Annotated in this window: 15 protein-coding genes; 8 read left to right on the top strand and 7 right to left on the bottom strand. The window is 70.5% G+C overall.

Annotated features, from left to right (window positions below):
* Window positions 1-36 precede the first annotated feature (36 nt).
* Window positions 37-540 carry a sigma factor-like helix-turn-helix DNA-binding protein gene (locus Q2K21_RS04865; protein WP_310765763.1) on the bottom strand — a complete coding sequence of 168 codons (504 nt, stop codon included), beginning with the start codon at window positions 538-540 and terminating at the stop codon, window positions 37-39.
* Window positions 541-754: 214 nt separating this feature from the next.
* Complete coding sequence (locus tag Q2K21_RS04870) at window positions 755-1,261, bottom strand: MarR family winged helix-turn-helix transcriptional regulator (protein ID WP_310780629.1); 507 nt, start codon at window positions 1,259-1,261, stop codon at window positions 755-757.
* Window positions 1,262-1,424: 163 nt separating this feature from the next.
* On the opposite strand from Q2K21_RS04870, the gene ilvA reads away from it, so the two are divergent.
* The 3 genes from ilvA (at window position 1,425) to Q2K21_RS04885 (ending at window position 4,785) form a co-directional block, all read left to right on the top strand.
* Window positions 1,425-2,654: a threonine ammonia-lyase gene (gene ilvA, locus Q2K21_RS04875; protein WP_310765765.1), complete on the top strand. Its 1,230-nt coding sequence runs from the start codon at window positions 1,425-1,427 to the stop codon at window positions 2,652-2,654.
* Between the two features lie 263 nt (window positions 2,655-2,917).
* The gene (locus tag Q2K21_RS04880; RefSeq protein ID WP_310765767.1) at window positions 2,918-3,931 is read left to right on the top strand and encodes an ATP-binding cassette domain-containing protein; all 1,014 of its coding nucleotides are present in this window, start codon (window positions 2,918-2,920) and stop codon (window positions 3,929-3,931) included.
* Window positions 3,928-4,785, top strand: coding sequence for an ABC transporter permease (locus tag Q2K21_RS04885; protein WP_310765769.1), 858 nt, complete (start codon window positions 3,928-3,930; stop codon window positions 4,783-4,785). Before Q2K21_RS04880 ends, Q2K21_RS04885 begins: the two co-directional genes overlap by 4 nt.
* A gap of 126 nt (window positions 4,786-4,911) precedes the next feature.
* On the opposite strand, the gene greA is transcribed toward Q2K21_RS04885, so the two are convergent.
* Entirely contained in the window at window positions 4,912-5,409 is a 498-nt protein-coding gene (gene greA / locus Q2K21_RS04890) for a transcription elongation factor GreA (RefSeq protein ID WP_310765771.1), read from the bottom strand.
* Window positions 5,410-5,576: 167 nt separating this feature from the next.
* On the bottom strand, window positions 5,577-5,975 hold the full coding sequence (locus Q2K21_RS04895; RefSeq protein WP_310765773.1) for a DUF4307 domain-containing protein: 399 nt from the start codon (window positions 5,973-5,975) through the stop codon (window positions 5,577-5,579).
* Between the two features lie 157 nt (window positions 5,976-6,132).
* On the opposite strand from Q2K21_RS04895, the gene mca reads away from it, so the two are divergent.
* Both mca and Q2K21_RS04905 read left to right on the top strand, forming a co-directional pair.
* Window positions 6,133-7,005, top strand: a complete 873-nt coding sequence (gene mca / locus Q2K21_RS04900; RefSeq protein ID WP_310765775.1) for a mycothiol conjugate amidase Mca — start codon at window positions 6,133-6,135, stop codon at window positions 7,003-7,005.
* Between the two features lie 12 nt (window positions 7,006-7,017).
* Window positions 7,018-7,278 (top strand): hypothetical protein, encoded by a 261-nt coding sequence (locus Q2K21_RS04905; RefSeq protein ID WP_310765777.1) that lies wholly within the window; start codon window positions 7,018-7,020, stop codon window positions 7,276-7,278.
* A 63-nt stretch (window positions 7,279-7,341) separates the two neighbouring features.
* Here the strand turns inward: Q2K21_RS04905 and Q2K21_RS04910 are convergent, their stop codons facing one another.
* Window positions 7,342-10,542, bottom strand: coding sequence for a tetratricopeptide repeat protein (locus Q2K21_RS04910; RefSeq protein ID WP_310765779.1), 3,201 nt, complete (start codon window positions 10,540-10,542; stop codon window positions 7,342-7,344).
* 227 nt (window positions 10,543-10,769) lie between these two features.
* On the opposite strand from Q2K21_RS04910, the gene Q2K21_RS04915 reads away from it, so the two are divergent.
* On the top strand, window positions 10,770-12,794 hold the full coding sequence (locus Q2K21_RS04915; protein ID WP_310765781.1) for a thioredoxin domain-containing protein: 2,025 nt from the start codon (window positions 10,770-10,772) through the stop codon (window positions 12,792-12,794).
* Window positions 12,795-12,968: 174 nt separating this feature from the next.
* On the opposite strand, the gene Q2K21_RS04920 is transcribed toward Q2K21_RS04915, so the two are convergent.
* Together Q2K21_RS04920 and Q2K21_RS04925 are read right to left on the bottom strand one after the other, a co-directional pair.
* On the bottom strand, window positions 12,969-14,174 hold the full coding sequence (locus tag Q2K21_RS04920; protein ID WP_310765783.1) for a glycosyltransferase family 2 protein: 1,206 nt from the start codon (window positions 14,172-14,174) through the stop codon (window positions 12,969-12,971).
* Window positions 14,171-15,397: a glycosyltransferase family 2 protein gene (locus tag Q2K21_RS04925; RefSeq protein WP_310765785.1), complete on the bottom strand. Its 1,227-nt coding sequence runs from the start codon at window positions 15,395-15,397 to the stop codon at window positions 14,171-14,173. Before Q2K21_RS04925 ends, Q2K21_RS04920 begins: the two co-directional genes overlap by 4 nt.
* Window positions 15,398-16,028: 631 nt before the next feature.
* On the opposite strand from Q2K21_RS04925, the gene Q2K21_RS04930 reads away from it, so the two are divergent.
* Both Q2K21_RS04930 and Q2K21_RS04935 read left to right on the top strand, forming a co-directional pair.
* On the top strand, window positions 16,029-17,504 hold the full coding sequence (locus Q2K21_RS04930) for an ArnT family glycosyltransferase (protein ID WP_310765787.1): 1,476 nt from the start codon (window positions 16,029-16,031) through the stop codon (window positions 17,502-17,504).
* A gap of 125 nt (window positions 17,505-17,629) precedes the next feature.
* Window positions 17,630-20,026 (top strand): galactose oxidase early set domain-containing protein, encoded by a 2,397-nt coding sequence (locus Q2K21_RS04935; RefSeq protein WP_310780631.1) that lies wholly within the window; start codon window positions 17,630-17,632, stop codon window positions 20,024-20,026.
* The last annotated feature ends 16 nt before the right edge of the window (window positions 20,027-20,042 follow it).

A 20,042-nucleotide genomic window follows, 5' to 3' on the forward strand; every position in this document is an offset into this window, starting at 1 on the left:
GCGCGGAGGCGCCGCGCCCGCTCCCGTGCGGCCCCCTCACGACGGGGCCACCTTCGCGACCGGCACCGCCGGGGCCGGCTTCTGCGGCGGATGCAGCAGCGTCGCCATCGCCCGTGCGCAGATCGTCCGCACCCGTTCGGTGGGCAGGCCGAGGAGTGCCGCGGTCTGCTCCTCGGCGACGCCCTCGTACAGCCTGAGGACGAGGATCAGCCGCTCCTGGGGCGTCAGGCCCGCGAGCGTGCTGCCCGAGTCCGGCCGGTGCCGGCCGAGCGCCCCGTACTGGTGCCACGCCCCGCGCGCGAAGCGGGTGGCCAGATGCTGGCGGGCCCGGTCGTACGGGTCCTCGCCGCGCAGCCGGTCCCAGGAGGCGTACGTCTGGGCGAGGGCCAGGGTCAGCAGGCGCCGCGCGCGCGGGTTGTCGTCCTGGGCCTCCGCGGTGAGCAGTGTGGCGGCATGCAGAAGCCGCCCGGCGGCGCCCGCGACGAAGGCCTCGAACTCCCGGGCCCGGCGGGCGCCTTGGGACGCATGCCGTTCTCGCACCGCGCCTCCCGCTGAGGGCGACCCTGAGGGGACAAGGTCCCCGCCGTGACGAAAGCAGCCGCACACGCGCAGCAAGGAGCCGTGCACGGCCCGCCGGACCGCGTACGACAGGGACCCGGTCTCATATGAGACCGGCGGCGCCCTCCGGGTCAAGAGCCGGGGAGCGCCCACACGCGCGCGTGCCGACGTGATGATCTACGACGTGCCCTGGGGCTCAGGACGTCGGCTGTGACTCCACCACCGGAACCGCGTGCGTGGCCTGCCGGGTGGACAGGGCGACGTTGAACCGGGTGAGCAGCGTGCAGAACGCCTCGCGCTCCTCCGGCGCCCAGTCGTGTGTCAGTTCGGCCATCAACTGCCGCCGGGAGGAGCGCACTTCCTCCAGGCGGGACAGCCCGCGCGGGGAGAGCTGGAGCACCACCGCGCGTCCGTCCTCCGGGTGCGAGGTGCGCTTGACGAGACCGGTGTCGACCAGGGGAGCCACCTGCCGGGTGACCGTCGAGGAGTCGATCCCCATGCTCGCGGCGAGCGCCTTGACGCCCATCGGGCCTTCGTTGTCGAGGCGGTTGAGCAGCAGGTACGCGGCGCGGTCCATGGAGTTGCGCACTTGCCCGACCCCGCCGAGCCGCGTCTGTTCGGCGCGGCGTGCGAACACCGCGACCTCGTGTTGCAGCGTGTCCAGAAGACCGGTGTCACCGACGGTCGTCATGTCCATCGACATTTCAGGTGTTGTGGGCATGGCCGGGGGCTCACTTCATGCGTGGGAGGTGGGTTGGGGGACAGAGTACGCGGCTGAGGGGCGGGCCGTACCGGCGCTGCGGAAACCCGTTCCGCGCCTTGGTCACAACCGCTGTGGACGGGCGTGAACTGCGAGACTGGTGGTCATGAGCTACAGCACGGCCGACTCCTTGCCCACGGTGACGCTGGACGACGTACGGGGCGCCCAGAAGATGCTCGGGGGCATCGCCCGGGTCACCGCGATGGAGGGCAGCAGGCATCTGTCGCAGCTGGTCGGCGCGCCGGTGCACCTCAAGTGCGAGAACCTCCAGCGGACGGGGTCGTTCAAGCTGCGTGGCGCGTATGTACGTATCGCGGGGCTGCTGCCCGAGGAGCGTGCCGCGGGCGTCGTCGCCGCGAGCGCGGGCAACCACGCGCAGGGCGTCGCCCTCGCCTCCTCGCTGCTCGGGGTGCACTCCACGGTCTTCATGCCGAAGGGCGCCCCACTGCCGAAGATCAGCGCGACCCGCGAGTACGGCGCCGAGGTGCGGTTGCACGGTCAGGTGGTGGACGAGACGCTGGCCGCCGCGCAGGAGTACGCGGCCGAGACGGGCGCGGTGTTCATCCACCCGTTCGATCACCCGGACATCATCGCGGGCCAGGGCACGGTCGGTATCGAGATCCTGGAGCAGTGCCCCGAGGTGCGCACGATCGTCGTCGGTATCGGCGGCGGCGGGCTGGCCGCGGGCATCGCGACCGCGGTGAAGTCGCTGCGCCCGGACGTGCGGGTGGTGGGTGTGCAGGCGCAGGGCGCGGCCGCGTATCCGCTCTCGCTGGCGGCCGGGCATCCGGTGTCGATCGAGAACCCCGCCACGATGGCCGACGGCATCAAGGTGGGGCGGCCCGGCGACGTGCCGTTCCGGATCGTCCACGATCTGGTCGACGAGGTCCGCACGGTCTCCGAGGACGCGTTGTCCGCCGCGCTGCTGCTCTGCCTGGAGCGGGCGAAGCTGGTCGTCGAGCCGGCGGGCGCGAGTCCCGTCGCGGCATTGCTGAGCGATCCGGGTGCCTTCGAGGGTCCGGTCGTCGCGGTGCTGTCCGGTGGCAACGTCGACCCGCTGCTGCTCCAGCGCATCCTGCGGCACGGCATGGCCGCGCAGGGCCGCTACCTCGCCGTGACGCTGCGGCTGACCGACCGTCCGGGGGCCCTCGCCACGCTTCTCGGGGTGTTGTCAGTGGCCGACGCTAACGTCGTCGATGTGAGCCACGTACGGACCGACCCGCGGCTCGGGCTCACGGAGGTGGAGGTCGAGCTGCACCTTGAGACGAAGGGCCCGGAGCACTGCGCGGAGGTCGGCCAGGCGCTGCGGCAGGCCGGCTACACGGTCATCGACTGAGGTCGGGGCCGTTGCCGTAGCCGTAGCCGCCTGTCGTGGCCGTTGGTCGCGGCCGGCTGTCGTACTACCCGTCTGGAAAAATCCGTTGAGGGACGCGATACATCGCGTTATGGTGTGTGTCTCGTCGCGTCCGCTCATGCTGCGGGCGTTCGCCCACGAAACGTACGAAAATTCGCCCACGAAGCGTACGAAAACCCGTTGGGCGTACGAAACCCGGAACCTAGTCTCTTTGCCGTAATCCCCAAACGACGTGGAGAACTTATATGCCAGGCGCCATCTATGCCGAAGGCCTGGTGAAGACCTTCGGTGACGTAAGGGCTCTGGACGGCGTCGACCTCGACGTGCCGGAGGGCACCGTGCTGGGCCTCCTCGGGCCGAACGGCGCGGGCAAGACCACCACGGTCCGCTGTCTGACGACCCTGCTGCGCCCCGACAGCGGCACGGCGGTCGTCGCCGGGATCGACGTGCTCAAGCATCCCGACGCGGTGCGCCGCTCCGTCGGCCTGTCCGGACAGTTCGCCGCGGTCGACGAGTATCTGACCGGCCGCGAGAACCTCCAGATGGTGGGCCAGCTCTACCAGATGAGGGCGAAGGCGGCGAAGCAGCGGGCGACCGAGCTGCTGGAGCAGTTCCACCTCACGGACGCCGCCGACCGCCCCACGAAGACGTACTCCGGCGGTATGCGCCGCCGCCTCGACCTCGCCGCCGCGCTGGTGGTCCGGCCGCCCGTGATGTTCATGGACGAGCCGACGACCGGCCTCGACCCGCGCAACCGTCAGCAGCTGTGGGAGGTCATCAAGCAGCTGGTCTCCGGCGGTACGACACTGCTGCTGACCACCCAGTACCTCGAAGAGGCCGACCACCTGGCGCACGACATCTGCGTCGTCGACCACGGCCGCGTCATCGCCCGCGGCACCTCCGACCAGCTCAAGGCGCAGACGGGCGGCGAGCGCGTCGAGGTCGTCGTGCACGAGCGCGAGCACATCCCGACCGCCACGGAAGTCCTGCGCGGCTTCGGCAAGGGCGACACGACGGTCGAGGAGCACACCCGCAAGCTCACCGTCCCCGTCACCGGCGGCGCCAAGCTCCTCGCCGAGGTGATCCGCGAGCTGGACACACGTGGCATCGAGATAGACGACATCGGACTGCGCCGCCCCACCCTGGACGACGTCTTCCTCTCCCTGACCGGCCATGTCGCCGAGGAGAAGCCCGAGGACAACGGCACGGCCGAGGACCCCAAGGCCCGCAAGCCACGCACGAAGGAGACCGCCAAGTGAGCGCCGCAACCGACGCCGTGCCCGTCGCGGCACCCACGAACCCCTTCGGCCAGTCCGTCCGCGACTCGCTGGTCGTCGCCAAGCGGAATCTGATCCGCATGACCCGGATCCCGGAGATGGTGATCTTCGGGCTGATCCAGCCGATCATGTTCGTCGTGCTGTTCAGCTACGTCTTCGGCGGCTCCATGCAGATCGGCGGCAGCACCAGTCCCACCGACTACCGCAACTTCCTGATGGCCGGCATCTTCGCCCAGACCGTCACGTTCGCCACGGCGGGCGCCGGCGCGGGCATCGCCGACGACATGCACAAGGGGCTCATCGACCGCTTCCGCTCCCTGCCGATGGCACGCGGCGCGGTGCTCACCGGGCGGACCCTCGCGGACCTCGTCCAGACCGCGCTGACCCTGCTGGTGCTGGCGGTCGTCGCCCTGCTGGTCGGCTGGCGGGTGGGCTCCAATGCCGACACCAACATCGGCAAGGTGCTCGGCGCCTTCGGTCTGCTGCTCCTGCTGGGGTACGCGTTCACCTGGATCGGCGCGCTGATCGGCCTGTCGGTGCGTACGCCGGAGGCGGCCACCTCCGGCGGACTGATCTGGCTGTTCCCGGTCACGTTCATCTCGAACGCGTTCGTGGACTCCGGCAACATGACGCCCTGGCTGCGGCACATCGCAGAGTGGAACCCGTTCAGCGCGACCGTGCAGGCCAGCCGTGTGCTGTTCGGAAACCCGGGGGTCTCGCACTCGGACGCCTGGCCCATGGCCCACCCCGTCTGGGCGTCACTGATTTACTCGGTCCTGATCATCGCGCTGTTCCGGACGCTGGCGGTGCGGAAGTACCGCTCGGCGACGGCGTGACGCGACCGGTTGGACCGGTTGGACCGGTTGGACCGGCTCGACCAGCGCGACTGCGACTGACCCAGGCATGACGATGCCCCCGGTGCCCAGGAGGCGCCGGGGGCTCGCCGAAGGCGTCGTGATGGCTCAGCCCTGGTAGGGCTCGGCCTTCAGGATCTTCACCGTGGCCTTCTTGCCGTTCGGCAGCTCGTACTCGGCGTCCTCGCCGACCTTCTTGCCGTTCACGCCCGTGCCCAGCGGGGACTGCGGCGAGTAGGTCTCGATGTCGGAACTCGCGTACTCGCGGGACGCGAGCAGGAAGGTCATGGTGTCGTCCTCATCGCCGTCGAAGGCGATGGTGACGACCATGCCGGGCGCCACCGCACCGTCGGCCGCCGGGGCCTCGCCGACCTTGGCGTTCTCCAGGAGTTGGGTCAGCTGGCGCACACGGAGCTCCTGCTTGCCCTGCTCCTCCTTGGCCGCGTGGTACCCGCCGTTCTCGCGCAGGTCGCCCTCCTCGCGCGCGGCCGCGATCTTGGCGGCGATCTCCGTGCGCGCAGGACCAGTAAGGTGCTCAAGCTCATCCTTGAGCTTGTTGTACGCCTCCTGGGTAAGCCAGGTGACGGACTCGCTGGTCTGGGTCACAGGTGCTCCTCGTCGGTACTGGGAATACAAAGCATCGCCCTACCCAGAAGAATGTTCCTTCACGAGTGGGCGAAACCACGAGCCTAACAATTCAGCGGCAGAAGGGGGAGGACATAAGCCATCAGAATTGCGTCGGTGCAGGTCAAGGCGGGCTGACAGGAGTGACGTCAGTTCGCGTGGCAGCCGAGCAGCTCCGCCGTGGTGCCCTGCGCGGTGGTGCGCAGCGTGACGACCTCGTCGATGCGCGTGGCGTTCCCGCCGAACCGGAAGTCCGCGCGGCCCACCTCGGCACCGTCCGCCGACTGGGAGCGCACGGTGCAGTACCCGGTGGCGTCCGCGTCCTTGCGTACCTCCAGATGGACCTTGACCGTGTCGCGCGAAGCCTCGAAGGTGATGACCTGGCCGCTGATCTTGTTCTGTCCGACGTAGTGATACGCGAACCAGCCGACGAGGGCGAGCAGCGCCGCCCCCAGCACCGTGCCCACGATCTTGAGCGTGCGGTCGGCGCGCGCGTCCGCGGTGCGCCCGTAGCGACCCTCGGGCAGCCGCGTACTCGCCGTGCTCATGATCGTCCTCTCCGCAGAGGCCGGGACGGATGTCACGAAAGGGACGTCCGGGGACCGGGCCTGGAATTTTTCGCCCCCCGATTCGGTCACTATAGAAGCCGCTCAATGCGCCGAATCACACCGGGCGCCGACTTGCCGACTTACTGAGGATCGAGTCTTGACTGACCAGCTGCGACTGATGGCCGTGCACGCCCACCCCGACGACGAGTCGAGCAAAGGCGCGGCCACCATGGCGAAGTACGTGTCCGAGGGGGTGGACGTGCTGGTGGTGACCTGCACGGGCGGGGAGCGCGGCTCCATCCTCAATCCGAAGCTGCAGGGTGACAAGTACATCGAGGAGCACATCCACGAGGTACGCAAGAAGGAGATGGACGAGGCCCGGGAGATCCTCGGCGTCAAGCAGGAGTGGCTCGGCTTCGTCGACTCCGGTCTGCCGGAGGGGGACCCGCTGCCTCCGCTGCCCGAGGGCTGCTTCGCCCTGGAGGACGTCGACAAGGCGGCCGGCGAACTGGTTCGCAAGATCCGTGCCTTCCGTCCCCAGGTGATCACCACCTACGACGAGAACGGCGGCTACCCGCACCCCGACCACATCATGACCCACAAGATCTCGATGGTGGCGTTCGAGGGCGCGGCGGACACCGAGAAGTACCCGGAGGCGGAGTACGGCGCGGCGTGGCAGCCGCAGAAGCTGTACTACAACCAGGGCTTCAACCGGCCGCGCACCGAGGCGCTGCACAACGCGATGCTGGAGCGCGGTCTGGAGTCGCCGTACGGGGACTGGCTGAAGCGGTGGGACGAGTTCGAGCGCGTCGAGCGCACGCTGACCACCCACATCCCGTGCGCGGACTTCTTCGAGATCCGCGACAAGGCGCTGATCGCGCACGCCACGCAGATCGACCCCGACGGCGGCTGGTTCCGTGTCCCGCTGGAGCTCCAGAAGGAGGTCTGGCCGACGGAGGAGTACGAGCTGGCGAAGTCGCTCGTGGACACCTCCCTCCCGGAGGACGACCTCTTTGCAGGCATCCGCTAGCCCTGAGGGACAATGCCTGTCATGAGCGCAAGCGTGAGCCTGGCCGTGTCGCACCTCGTGCCGCTGGCCGAAGTCGACCAGAACAAGGTCACCCCCGGTGTCCTCGGTTTCATCGTCTTCGCGGTGATGGCACTGGCGGTGTGGGGCCTGATGAAGTCCATGAACAAGCACATGCGCAAGGTGGACTTCGAGGAGCCCGAAGCCCCCGGCGGGGAAGCCGGGAAGAAGGGCTCCGGCCCGGTCAAGGGCGCGCCCAAGGCCCAGCGAGGCTGAGGGCTCCCCGCCCCCAGCGAGGCTGAGGGCTCCCCGCACAGGCCCGTGACGGGACCGGCGGTGTCAGTTCGGTGCTGCCACCGCCACCCCCATCACCTCCCGTGCGTGCCGTCCCGGCACCATCCCCAGGCGCCACGCCTGCCAGCCGCCCTCCAGGTCCACGCCCCGCTCCAGCAGGAGCTGGTAGGCGGCCATGTAGTCGTCCAGCTTCTCGTCCCTCGCCGGGTGATTGGTGCGGGACAGCTGGGCCAGTTCCTCCTGGGCCACCGCCGTGCCCACCTCCATGCCTCCCGGGGAGGCGTAGGACAGCAGGGTGCAGCGCAGGAAGCGCGCCCAGTCCTCGCCCCTGCGGTCCCCGTACGACGTGAACAGGTCCACGGCCTCGTCGCACAGGGCGAGCGCCTGCTGGATCCGGGCGTTGCCGGCGTCCACCACGGCGATCTCCAGACACGTCCACGCCTCGCCGTGCGCCACGCCGATGCGCTGGAAGTCCGCTTTGGCGTCCACCAGCAGCTGGCGGGCGAAGCCCGAGTTGCGCAGTGAGCCCGTCCGGGCCGCCCGCTGGTCGCGGGTGACGCGGGCCGAGTGGTGCCGGGCGCAGGCCAGGCCGTAGACGTCCCGCATCCGGGAGAACATCGTGCGGGAGCGTTCCAGTTCGCGGACCGCCTGGTCCAGGTCGCCCGTCTCCTCCAGGGCCTGACCCAGGTAGTAGACCGTCCAGGCCTCGCCGCGCGCGTCCTCGTTCTCCCGGTGGCGCGTGGCCGCCTGACGCAGGGCGTCGGCCGCGGTGGCCGCGTCGCCACCCACCAGACGGGCGCGCGCCAGCTGGGTCAGGGCCCAGGCCTCGCCGCGCGCGTCGCGGGTGCGGGTGTACAGATCCAGCGCCGTACGCAGCTCGCCCTCCGCCCGCGGCACGTCGCCCATGCGCAGGGTCAGCTGGCCGAGCTGGAAGTGGGCCCAGGCCTCGCCGTGCACCGACTCGTTCTCCCGGTGCAGGACCAGGGCGCGGGTGAGCAGGTCCAGTGCCTGGGCCGGCCGCGCTCGGTCGCGCTCCACCGCCGCCAGCGCGTGCATCGTCCACGCCCGGTCCGCCGCCAGTTCGGGGGAGGCCTGGAGATCCATCGCCTCCTGGAGCTTGGCCGCCGCCTTGCTGAGGTTGCCCTGGTGGTGGAGCGTGATGCCGAGGGAGCACAGCGCCCGGGCCGCGCCCGCGTCCTGGTGCGCCTCGAAATAGAGGTCCACCACCGAGGCCAGCGTCGTGCGCGCCTTGTCCAGCTCACCCAGCTGACGGGCCGCGATGCCCGTACGCCACTGCACCGAGCGCACCAGCAGACCCTGGTCGACGGCCTGCGTCAGCTCGCTGATCTCGCCCAGCCGGTAGAGGTCGCCGCGCAGCAGGCAGTAGTCGCACAGGGCGCCCAGGAGGTTCAGCACCGCCGCCTGGTTGACGCCTTCCGCGTGCCGCAGAGTGGCGGTGATGAAGCTCGACTCGTCGTCCAGCCAGCGCAGCGCCGCGTCCAGGGATGTGAAGCCGTGCGGTCCGAAGCGGTCGGAGCGTGTCGACATGTTGCCGTCCACCAGGCGCAGCACCGAGTCCGCCAGCTCCGCGTAGTTCACGATCAGGCGTTCCTGCGCGGCCGTCCGCGCGGCCGGTTCCTCCTCGTCGAGGAGCCGGGCCTGGGCGAAGCCCCGTACGACGTCGTGCAGGCGGTAGCGGCTGCCGCGGACGTGGTCGATCAGGCCCGCCCGCGAGAGCGTCCGCAGATGCCGGGTGGCCTCCTCCTCGTCCGTGGCCAGCAGGGCCGCCGCCGCGGCCGCGCCGAGCGATGCCCGGCCCGCCAGCGCGAGCCGCCGCAGCAGGCGCCGCACCGCCTCGGACTGGTCGGTGTAGCGCAACCACAGGGCACGCTCCACCGGCTCCACCGGGCCGTACGCGCCGAGGTCCGCCGCCAGCCGGCGGGGGGTGCGGGGGCCGAGCGAGGAGCCCGCGATGCGCAGGGCCAGCGGCAGGCCGCCGCACAGATGCCGGGTGCGGTCGGCGGCCTCGGCGTCGTACGGCCCCGAGGCGTCCTGGGCAGCCGCGTTCAGCAGCTCCTCCGCGCCCGCCGCGTCCAGGGCCTCGACCGGCAGCTGGTGCACCTGGGCGGGCAGGGCCGCGGGCAGGTCGAGGGGGCCCCGGGCGGTCACGAGGACGAGGCTCTCCGAGCGTTCCGGCACCAGGGAGCCGACCTGCTCGGGGTCCGAGGCGTCGTCGAGCACGATCGTGACCGGCAGGCCCGTCAGGTGCTGGTGGTACAGCTCGCTCAGCCGCTTGACCTGCTGCTCCGGTGCGGAACGCTCACGGAACAGGAGCTGTTCACGGGGCGCGCCGAGCCGGTTGAGCAGATGGAGCAGGGCGTCGCGCGTGGACAGCGGGGGTTCCCCGGCGCTGTCGCCCCGCAGGTCCACGACACACGCGCCGCGGAAGTGGTCCTTGAGGTCGTGCGCGGCGCGGAGCGCGAGCGTCGTGCGCCCCGCGCCCGGTGCGCCGTGCAGGACGACCACCGTCGGCCGGCTCTCCGTGCTCGCCCGGGCCGCCTGGACCCACTGCCGGATCCGCGCCAGCTCCTGCCGACGGCCGGCGAACGGACCCGCCGGTTCCGGGAGTTGGCCGAACGACTGCTCCAGCACCGTGCGCCTGCGGGCCTCCGCGCTCTTGTCGGTGCGGCGCAGCCGGGGCGAGCTCTTCTTCTGGGCGGTTGCGGAGACGATCACGCGCTGCTGGTCGAGGAAGGGGCGGATGCCGCGCACCTCCAGGGCGGTGAGCCACTGCAGGCGCAGCTGCTCGGGGCCGCCGGGCCGGCTGAGCGCGCCGGCCCGTCGGCTGGCCGCCGGCACATGGGACGCCGTCACCTTCACCACGGTGGCCGCGGCGCCCACGACGCCGGCGGTGACGCCGGCGCCGAGTGCCGTCCCCGTGCCGGTGCCCAGCGCGAGGTCCGCCGCACAGGCCGCGACCGCGGTAACGGCCGCCACCAGCAGGGAGGTTCCGGCGCCCTCCTGCGCGTACCGCTGGCCGAAGGTCAGCCGGCCGGCCTCCGCCTCGTCGAGGGCCCGTGTGTACGCCTCGTACTCCTGCGCGGCCGTCTGCGTCATGGCGTCGAGCGCCTCGCGCGCCCGCGACAGGAGTACGGCCCTGTCGGTACGGCCGCCCGAGCGCCGCACCTCCTCCTCCACGGCCCGCGCCAGCAGCCCCTCGGCCTCCGACCGGTGACTGTCCCGCATGCCACGTCCCCCTCCGGCGTCAACTCCGTTGCCTTTCAGTGTCCTTCGAGTGGGACGGGAGCGCGAGGGGGCCGACGATCAGGGGCCGCGGGACGGCGACGGGGCGGTGGGGTCATGTCGCACCACGGCGCCCTCCCGGGGCGTGGCCGTGAACCTGTCGTTCCACGCGGTGCCGGACGCGGACGGCCCGGAGGTGCCAGGGCGTGACCCCGTGGGAGAGTGGGAGAGTGAACCGACTGGCCCATGAGACGTCCCCGTATCTGCTCCAGCACGCCGACAACCCTGTCGACTGGTGGCCGTGGTCGGCCGCGGCCTTCGACGAGGCGCGCAAGCGGGACGTGCCCGTCCTGCTGAGCGTCGGCTACAGCAGCTGTCACTGGTGCCATGTCATGGCTCACGAGTCCTTCGAGGACGAGGTGACGGCCGCGTATCTGAACGAGCACTTCGTGAGCGTCAAGGTCGACCGCGAGGAGCGACCGGATGTCGACGCGGTGTACATGGAGGCGGTGCAGGCGGCCACCGGTCAGGGCGGCTGGCCCATGAGCGTCTTCCTCACCCCGGAGGCCGAGCCTTTCTACTTCGGGACCTACTTCCCGCCCGCCCCCCGCCACGGCATGCCCTCCTTCCGCCAGGTCCTCGAAGGCGTCCACCAGGCCTGGACCGATCGCCGGGACGAGGTGACGGAGGTCGCCGGGAAGATCGTCCGGGACCTCGCCCAGCGCGAGATCGGCTACGGCGACGCACAGACCCCCGGCGAGGAGGAGCTGGTCCAGGCCCTTCTCGGCCTCACCCGCGACTACGATCCGCAGCGCGGCGGCTTCGGCGGCGCCCCCAAGTTCCCGCCGTCCATGGTGATCGAGTTCCTGCTGCGCCACCACGCCCGCACCGGCTCCGAGGGCGCCCTCCAGATGGCGCAGGACACCTGCGAGCGCATGGCGCGGGGCGGCATCTACGACCAGCTCGGCGGTGGCTTCGCCCGCTACTCCGTCGACCGCGACTGGGTCGTGCCGCACTTCGAGAAGATGCTGTACGACAACGCCCTGCTGTGCCGCGTGTACGCCCGCCTGTGGCGCGCCACCGGCTCGGAGCTCGCCCGCCGGGTCGCCCTGGAGACCGCCGACTTCATGGTGCGCGAACTACGCACGAGCGAGGGCGGGTTCGCCTCCGCGCTCGATGCCGACAGCGACGACGGCACTGGTCGGCACGTCGAGGGGGCGTACTACGTCTGGACGCCCGAACAGCTCCGCGAAGTCCTCGGAGACGATGCCGAACTCGCCGCCCACTATTTCGGCGTCACCGAAGACGGCACGTTCGAGCATGGCAGCTCGGTTCTCCAACTCCCGCAGCATGAGGGCGTGTTCGACGCGCAGAAGATCGAGTCGCTCAGGCGCCGTCTCTTGGAGAAGCGAGCGGAACGCCCCGCGCCCGGCCGTGACGACAAGGTGGTCGCCGCCTGGAACGGCCTCGCCGTCGCCGCCCTCGCCGAGACCGGCGCGTACTTCGACCGGCCCGACCTCGTGGAGGCCGCGATCGGCGCCGCCGACCTCCTCGTGCGGCTGCACATGGACGAGCACGCCCGTCTCGCCCGTACGTCGAAGGGCGGTCAGGTCGGCGCGAATGCGGGCGTGTTGGAGGACTACGCCGATGTCGCCGAGGGTTTCCTGGCGCTCGCCTCCGTCACCGGCGAGGGGGTCTGGCTGGAGTTCGCCGGGTTCCTGCTGGATCACGTGCTGCTGCGGTTCACCGACGAGAGCGGGACGCTGTACGACACCGCCGCCGACGCCGAGAAGCTCATCCGCCGCCCCCAGGACCCCACCGACAACGCCACCCCGTCCGGCTGGACCGCCGCGGCGGGCGCCCTGCTGTCGTACGCCGCCCAGACCGGCGCGGAACCCCATCGCACCGCGGCGGAGAAGGCGCTCGGCGTCGTCAAGGCGCTCGGACCGCGCGTGCCCCGCTTCATCGGCTGGGGGCTCGCCGTGGCCGAGGCGCTCCTCGACGGTCCTCGCGAGGTCGCCGTGGTGGGTCCCGTCGGCGACCCGGCGACCCGCGAGCTGCACCGCGCCGCACTGCTCGCCACCGCACCCGGCGCGGTCGTCGCGGTCGGTGAACCGGGCGATGCGGAGCAGCTGCCGCTGCTCGCCGACCGCGGGCTGGTGGACGGCCGCCCGGCGGCGTATGTCTGCCGCCGGTTCGTGTGCGACAGGCCGGTGACGGACGTGGCGGGGCTTGAGGCTGCTCTGGCCCGTTAGGGGCAGTGCGGGCGTCTTGTGGCGGGGGCTCGGGGCCGGGGCGGCCCGTTGAGCCCGGTGGTGTCCGGGTGTCGGTGGTTGGCTTCCGCCAAGAGAGGCCGGGCGGGCACCGTCGTGGCGGGGATCAGGGGCGATGTCGGCCCCTGAGCCCCGCCGGTGTCCGGGTGGTCCGGCTCAGCCGAGAGGATCCGGGACCGGGTCCGGGACCGGGTCCGGGACCGGATCCGGTGCGAGCTGGGGCGTCGCCGTCGTCTCCTGCTTCCGCAGGCGGCGGTACAGCCAGCGGTCCACCACCAGGAAGCGGGCCATGAAGACGATGGCCATGCTCAGCGCGGTGGCGGGCAGCGGGGCCATGTCCGCGGTGCCGATGAGCAGGGCGGCGAGCGGGATGCGGGCCACGAGGTCCGCGTTGCCCACGGCGGCGAAGGTGAGCAGCCGTACCGAGCGTCTGTGGTGGCGACGCTGGTTGCGGTAGACGAAGGAATCGATCAGGGCGAAGTTCCACAGCAGTCCCGCCTGGTTGGCGATGATCTCGGCGGGGGCGTAGTGGAGGCCGGGAGCCGTCGTCGTCAGCACCCACAGCAGGGCCAGGTTGGGTACGAAACCGGACAGTCCGATCAGCCCGAAGACGACCGCGCGGGCGCGGGCGTCGGCGGTGCGCAGGGTGATCAGGTGACGCAGGAAGCGCATGCCCTCCCGCGCCGTCGACTTGGACTCGCCCGCGTGCCGTTCCCCGAACGCGTACGGCACCTCCGCGATGCCCCGCGGGCGGCACCGGACCGCCAGCTCCAGCAGGATCTTGTAGCCGAGGGGCTGCAGTCCCTCGTCCTCGGTCGCGGCCCGGTCGACGGCCGTGCGCCGGATGGCGAAGAAGCCGCTCATCGGGTCACTGAGCCCGCTCAGGGCGCGCGGGAACAGGCTCTTGGTCACCAGCGTCGACATGCTGGAGACGAGCTTGCGGTAGCCCCCGTCGAGGCCGCTGCGGTCGCCGCCGGCCGCGTAGCGGCTGGCCACGACGAGTTCCGCGCCGCTCGTCTCGCCTCGCGCGATCAGCGCGGGGATCAGCTCGGGCGGATGCTGCAGATCGGCGTCGATGACGACGATCCACGGCGCGGAGGCGCGGGCGATGCCCTCGACGACCGCTCCGCCGAGGCCGCCCGCCGGGACGGGCCGGTGGTGCAGGACCACGGGGATGGGGCAGGAGGCGGCCGCCTCCTCGATCACCTCGCAGGTGCGGTCCGTCGAGTCGTCCGCGAAGACCACCTCGGCGCGCGTTTCGGGGGGCAGTGCCGCGGCGATCCGGCCCAGCAACTCGTTGATGTTGTCGGCTTCGTTGAAGGTCGGGACGACGATGGACACATCGGCGGTCGGCGCCGTCACCGGGCCTCCTGGGGCTGCGGGGTATGGACGGGCAGATGGGCGCCGACGTGCGACGTCAGTTCCCAGTCACGGCGCCCGGTGTACTCGCGCCATACGGCGCGCAGGGCGGCGGCCGCCAGGACCACCGCGTACACCGGTCCTCCGGCGATCAGCTTGGCGTAGCGCCAGAAGCCGATGCGGAAGCCGTACTCGCGGCCGAAGTCGTGCAGGGCGACGGCCTCGAAGATCGCCATGGCGGCCATCGGGAGCATCGGCAGCCAGGCGAACAGGGAGAAGGGCAGCGGCACCCCGCCGATCCAGGCGAGCGCCAGGCCGAGCGGGATCATGACGCCGGTGGCGGCCTGCACGAACGGGGTGCAGAGGGTGTAGCGGGCGAGCAGGCGCTGGCCGACGCCGGGCAGCCGACGCCATTCGCCCTTGCGGAGGACTTGCAGGAATCCCTGGTTCCAGCGGGTGCGCTGCTTGTAGAGCGCCCGGAGCGAGTCGGGTGTCTCCTCGCGGGTGACGAGGGCCGAGTGGTAGGCGACCACGACCTTCGCACCCCCGCTGGACAGGCGTACGCCCAGATCGCAGTCCTCGGCGAGGCAGTTGCCGTCCCAGCCGCCGGTCTGCCGCAGCAGTTCGGCGCGGACGAAGACGGTGTTGCCGCCGAGCGGGATGAATCCCTTGCGGGCGTGCAGGTGCAGCCGGCTGCGGAACCAGAAGAAGTACTCCAGGCAGTTGCGCAGGCTGTACCAGCTGCTCTGGTAGTTGATCAGCTGGACGCCGCCCTGGACGACGTCGGCGTTCTCGCGCCGGAAGGCGAAGTCGACGTGGCCCAGCAGTTCGGGGTGGACGACGTCCTCGGCGTCGAAGACGCCGATGACCTCGCCGCGGGCGTGCGGCAGCGCGGTGTTGAGAGCGCGCGGCTTGTTCTTCGCCTCGTGGGTGTCGACGACCGTCCGCACCTTCTCGGGGTGTTCGGCGGCCAGTTCGTGGGCGATGGCGGCGGTGCCGGGATCGTCGTGGCCGACGATCAGCAGGATCTCGTAGGACGGGTGGTCGATGCGCAGCATCTGCTCGACCGTGTGCCGCAGGACGGCCTCCTCGTGCCGGGCCGGGACGAGGAGCGAGAAGGACAGCCCGGACTTGCCGTCGGGCTCGGCGAACGCCGTGGACTCAAGCGTCTCCGGCGTGCGCCAGGCATGGAGCATCCACCAGAGCGTGACGCCGGCGGCGATCATAAGGATGATCGAATCGATAAACAAAATGGCGGAGACCACGAATTCCCCCCTCGGTCTTCCTTGGTCTTCCTTGATCTTCTCCGGGTCCGACGGGCCCCCTGCCCGCGGTGCTTCCGGATGTTCTCGCGATCAGTCGAGCCCTCTCGCGGATCGGCGACGTTGCCGGTTGTTCCCCCGGCTCTCCCGAGGTTTTTCGCTCATGACCCACGCATGGATCAGTGCATGGTCTACGCGTGATCTTTCGGGGCTCCCGGGCGAAGTTAGCAGGTTTTTGATTTCCCCGGCAATGCGGACCTCTCGTGGCGATCTTCATTACTTCCGGAATTAAAGGTTCTCCTTATGTTGGGACCCTTGTTGTGTCATGATGTCGCGGCATGCCTGATTCCTGGGGTTTCGAGGGGGAGGCCCACGACAGTCAGGCTCATAAAGTGGGGGTGGGGGATTCCGCATGGGAACTGCCGTGCCGAACACGCGTGCGCGTGAAGATTCTGAAAGAGGCGGAACAAGTAGTTCCTCGTCTGTTCTCCGGCCGGTACCGGAGAATTCGCAAGAGGATGGGTCGTCCGTACGCCGCGGAATGTTACGGCCGGATTATTTCTGGGTTGCGCCTGTTTTCCTCATAGTCATCGCGGTGAGGGCTTGGGGAATCGGGAATTATCCGTTCCCGAACGACGACGAGGGAACCTATCTCGCGCAGGCCTGGGCCGTGCGGCACGGTGAACTCGCGCATTACACCTACTGGTACGACCACCCGCCGTTCGGTTGGATACAGCTCGCCGCCGTGTCCTGGCTGCCGTCCTGGCTCCTGCCGGATCTGCCCACGTTCGTACAGGGGCGGATCGCGATGCTGCCGGTGGCCGGCGCCACCTGCGTACTGGCCTATGTCGTGGGCCGCCGCATCGGGCTGGTCCGCCCCGCCGCCGCGGCGGCCGTCCTGCTGTACGCCCTGTCGCCGCTCGCGGTGCTGCTGCAACGCCAGATCTACCTGGACAACTTCGCCGTCCTGTGGGTGCTCGCCGCCTTCGCCTTCGCGCTCTCGCCGCGCCGCCACCTGTGGCACCACGTCGCGGCGGGCACGGCCTTCGCGCTGGCGGTGCTGTCCAAGGAGACCGTCGCCGTCCTGCTGCCCGTGCTGCTGGTGACCCTCTGGCAGGGCAGCCACCCCCGCACCCGCAAGTTCTCCTTCGCGGGCTTCGGCTCCGGGTTCGTGCTGACCGGCCTGTTCTATCCGCTGTACGCCCTCCTCAAGGGCGAGTTGCTGCCCGGCGCCGGCCATGTCTCGCTGCTGGGCACGCTCAAGTTCCAGCTCGGCGGACGCGAGGGCAGCGGCTCGCCCTTCGAGGCGGGCACCGACGCCCACCGGTTGTTCGCGGACTGGCTGACCCGGGACCCGTATCTGCTGGTGGGCGGTGCCGCGGCGGCCGTGTGCGCACTCGTGGTACGTCGGCTCAGGCCGGTCGCCCTCGCCGTGCTGGTGCTGGCGCTCGTCGCGATGCGGCCCGGCGGATACCTGCCGCAGATGTACATCGTGCAGGTCCTGCCTTTCCTGGCGCTCACGCTGGCCGGGCTCGTCCAGGCCGGGATCGCCCGGCTGCCCGGCAGGCCGCGCCTGCGGATCGCCGCCGCCCTCGCGGCCGCGGCGGCAGCGGTGGCGGTCGCCGGTCCGCACTGGTACGAGGAGGACCACTCCGCCGTCACCGCCGACAACAACCGCGTCTACCGCGACGCCTCCCGCTGGCTGCGCGAGACCCCCGTCGGCGACCGCGCCAAGGTGCGCATCGTCACCGACGGTGTGCTGTGGCTGGACGCGGTCGACGCCGGCTACCGCCCGGGCACCGGTGCCATCTGGCACTACAAGCTCGACCAGGACCCGGCGGTCACCAAGACGCTGCCGCACGGCTGGAAGGACATCGACTACGTGGTGTCCACCCCCGCCCTGCGCGGCGAGCGTGAGCATCTGCCCACGCTGCGCGACCTGTTCGCGCACGCGAGCCCGGTCGCCACCTTCGGGGAGGGCGGCGGCCGGATCGACATTCTCCGGATCGAGAACGAACCAGCGACGCAGATCGAGAGCACACCAGCGACGCAGATCCAGAACAACCAGTGACGCAGGGGGGGCCAGTGATCAAGGGGGGACTCGCATTGCCGTACACAGCCCGAAGACGAGACGGCAGACGACCGCGGCTGCCGCAACCACAGGGCAGAACGCCACGTCTGCTGCTGACCGCCCTGATGCTCTTCGCCGCCGCCCTCGGGCTCAGCCCGCTCGGCGCGCAAACCGCCACCGCCGCGACCAACCTGGTCAAGAACCCGGGTCTGGAGATCCTCGACGGCCCCTCCCAGTTCCCGCAGTGCTTCGAGAAGTCGGGCTGGGGCGACAACGACTTCACGTTCACCGTCACCGACGACGCCCACAGCGGCAGCCGCGCGGTGCGCATCCAGCTGACCCGGCGCGGTGACGGCGACCGCAAGACGATGATGCTGGAGAACTCCTGCGCCCCGCAGGTCATTCCCGGCCACCAGTACGACCTGTCGTTCTGGTACAGGTCGACGACACCGAACGTGGCGTTCACCCTCTTCCGCCACGACACGGTCCAGGGCTGGGTGTACTGGACCGACCTCAAGACCCTCGCGCAGTCGGCCGGCTGGAGCCGCTCGGAGGTCCGCACCCCCGTCATCCCGCCGGGCACCGACCAGGTCACCTGGGGCGGCGCGCTCTACGGCGTCGGCACCCTCACCACCGACGACTACGCCATGACCGACGCGACCGTCCCCGCCGACCCCGACCCGTGCACCACGGGCGGCACGGGACCGGAGTGCAAGGGCGAGTGGACCGTCCAGACCACCCAGATGCCGGTGCGGGCGATGCACTCGGTGCTGCTGCACAACGGCAAGGTGCTGCTGATCGCCGGTTCCGGCAACAACCTCGACATGTTCAAGGCGGGCACCTTCAAGACCTCGCTGTACGACCCCGTGGCGGGCACGTACACCGACATCCCGACGCCGGACGACTTCTTCTGCGCCGGGCACGTCCAGCTCCCGGACGGCCGGGTGCTGGTGGTGGGCGGCAACAAGGACTACGCCGCGCCCGACGGAAGCGTCGGCTACAAGGGACTGAGGACCAGCTACGTCTTCGACCCTGACCAGAACAAGTACATCAGGGCCAACGACATGCTGGCCGGCCACTGGTACCCCTCGGCCACCGAAATGGGCAACGGCGACGTCATCTCGCTCGGCGGCCTCGACGAGACCTCCGCGGGCACGGTCGTCAACGAGCACTTCTCCTATGCGCAGAACAAGTGGCTGCCGCTGGGCGAGGCGAAGCAGGCCTGGTCGTTCTGGGGCCTGTACCCGTCGATGATCCTGCTCCAGGACGGCCGCCTCTTCTACACCGGCAGCCATGTCTTCGGCAACGGACTACCCGGCAGCGGTGCCTCCGTCTACGACTACAACGCGGGGACCATCTCCGAGATCCAGGGCCTCAGGAAGAAGGACGAGCGGGACCAGTCCATGTCCGTCCTGCTGCCGCCGGCCCAGGACCAGAAGGTGATCACCATGGGCGGCGGCAACCACACTGTCTCGCCCGACGCGCACCGGCTCGTCGACCTGATCGACATGAAGGCCGCCACGCCGCAGTACGTGGCCGGACCGAACCTGCCGCAGGGCCACTACAAGGACGGCACCCCGCAGACCGGCGACCAGGGCAAGGTGTACATCTCGGCCGTCATCCTGCCGGACGGAAAGGTCCTGGAGACCGGCGGCGCCCTGCACACCTACCGCGAGGACCCCGTCTTCGAGGCGTCGCTGTACGACCCGGCGACCAACACCTTCGCGCCGGGCCTGGCGACCGACCCGGTCCCGAGGACGTACCACTCCTCGTCCCTGCTGCTGCCCGACGGCCGGGTACTGAGCGTCGGCGACAACCCGGGCGACGGCTCCTTCGACCAGCGCGTGTCGATCTACAAGCCGCCGTACCTCTTCAAGGGCGCCCGCCCGCAGATCACCTCGGTGGCCAACGCCACCTGGGCATACGGCACGTCGCAGCGCATCACGGTCGACAAGCCGGTGGTGAAGGCGTCCCTGATCCGCCCGGCCGCCATCACCCACTCCTCCGACCCCAACCAGCGCTACGTCGACCTGCCGATGACCGTCGACGGCAACACCATCGACCTCAGCCTCACCAGCAACCCGAACCTGGCACCGCCCGGCTGGTACATGCTGTCGGTCGTGGACGCGAACGGCGTGCCGTCCGTGTCCAAGTGGGTCCGCATCGGCGCCTCCGGCCAGGTCGCCGCCGCACGCGTCCAGGCCTTCGCCGACGAGCTGCCCGAGAGCACCACCCAGAGCACCGAGAGCACCCCCCAGAACACCGGCAGCAGCGCCCATGAGCACCACCAGGGCATGAAGATGCCCGAGGGCTACGACGGCTGCGACCACGCCTACGGCAAGATCAACCAGTGCGTGCCGTGGACGTTCCCGAAGATGCCGCGGGCCCAGCGGTGCGACTGGCTCAAGGAGAAGGGCTACGGCCGTATGGAGGTGCACGGCCGCGACCGTCACCACCTGGACCGCAACAAGGACGGAATCGCCTGCGGGAAGGGCGACTTCACCGGCGAAAACCAGCACTAGGCGGCTGTGCGGCCGG

It is taken from the genome of Streptomyces sp. CGMCC 4.7035 (assembly GCF_031583065.1).
GTDB lineage: Bacteria > Actinomycetota > Actinomycetes > Streptomycetales > Streptomycetaceae > Streptomyces > Streptomyces yaanensis.

Coding starts and splice junctions, on each gene's coding strand:
- Q2K21_RS04870 (WP_310780629.1), bottom strand. CDS start 1,261: ATGTCGATGGACATGACGACCGTCGGTGACACCGGTCTTCTGGACACG.
- ilvA (WP_310765765.1), top strand. CDS start 1,425: ATGAGCTACAGCACGGCCGACTCCTTGCCCACGGTGACGCTGGACGAC.
- Q2K21_RS04880 (WP_310765767.1), top strand. CDS start 2,918: ATGCCAGGCGCCATCTATGCCGAAGGCCTGGTGAAGACCTTCGGTGAC.
- Q2K21_RS04895 (WP_310765773.1), bottom strand. CDS start 5,975: ATGAGCACGGCGAGTACGCGGCTGCCCGAGGGTCGCTACGGGCGCACC.
- Q2K21_RS04905 (WP_310765777.1), top strand. CDS start 7,018: ATGCCTGTCATGAGCGCAAGCGTGAGCCTGGCCGTGTCGCACCTCGTG.
- Q2K21_RS04910 (WP_310765779.1), bottom strand. CDS start 10,542: ATGCGGGACAGTCACCGGTCGGAGGCCGAGGGGCTGCTGGCGCGGGCC.
- Q2K21_RS04925 (WP_310765785.1), bottom strand. CDS start 15,397: ATGATCGCCGCCGGCGTCACGCTCTGGTGGATGCTCCATGCCTGGCGC.
- Q2K21_RS04935 (WP_310780631.1), top strand. CDS start 17,630: ATGCTCTTCGCCGCCGCCCTCGGGCTCAGCCCGCTCGGCGCGCAAACC.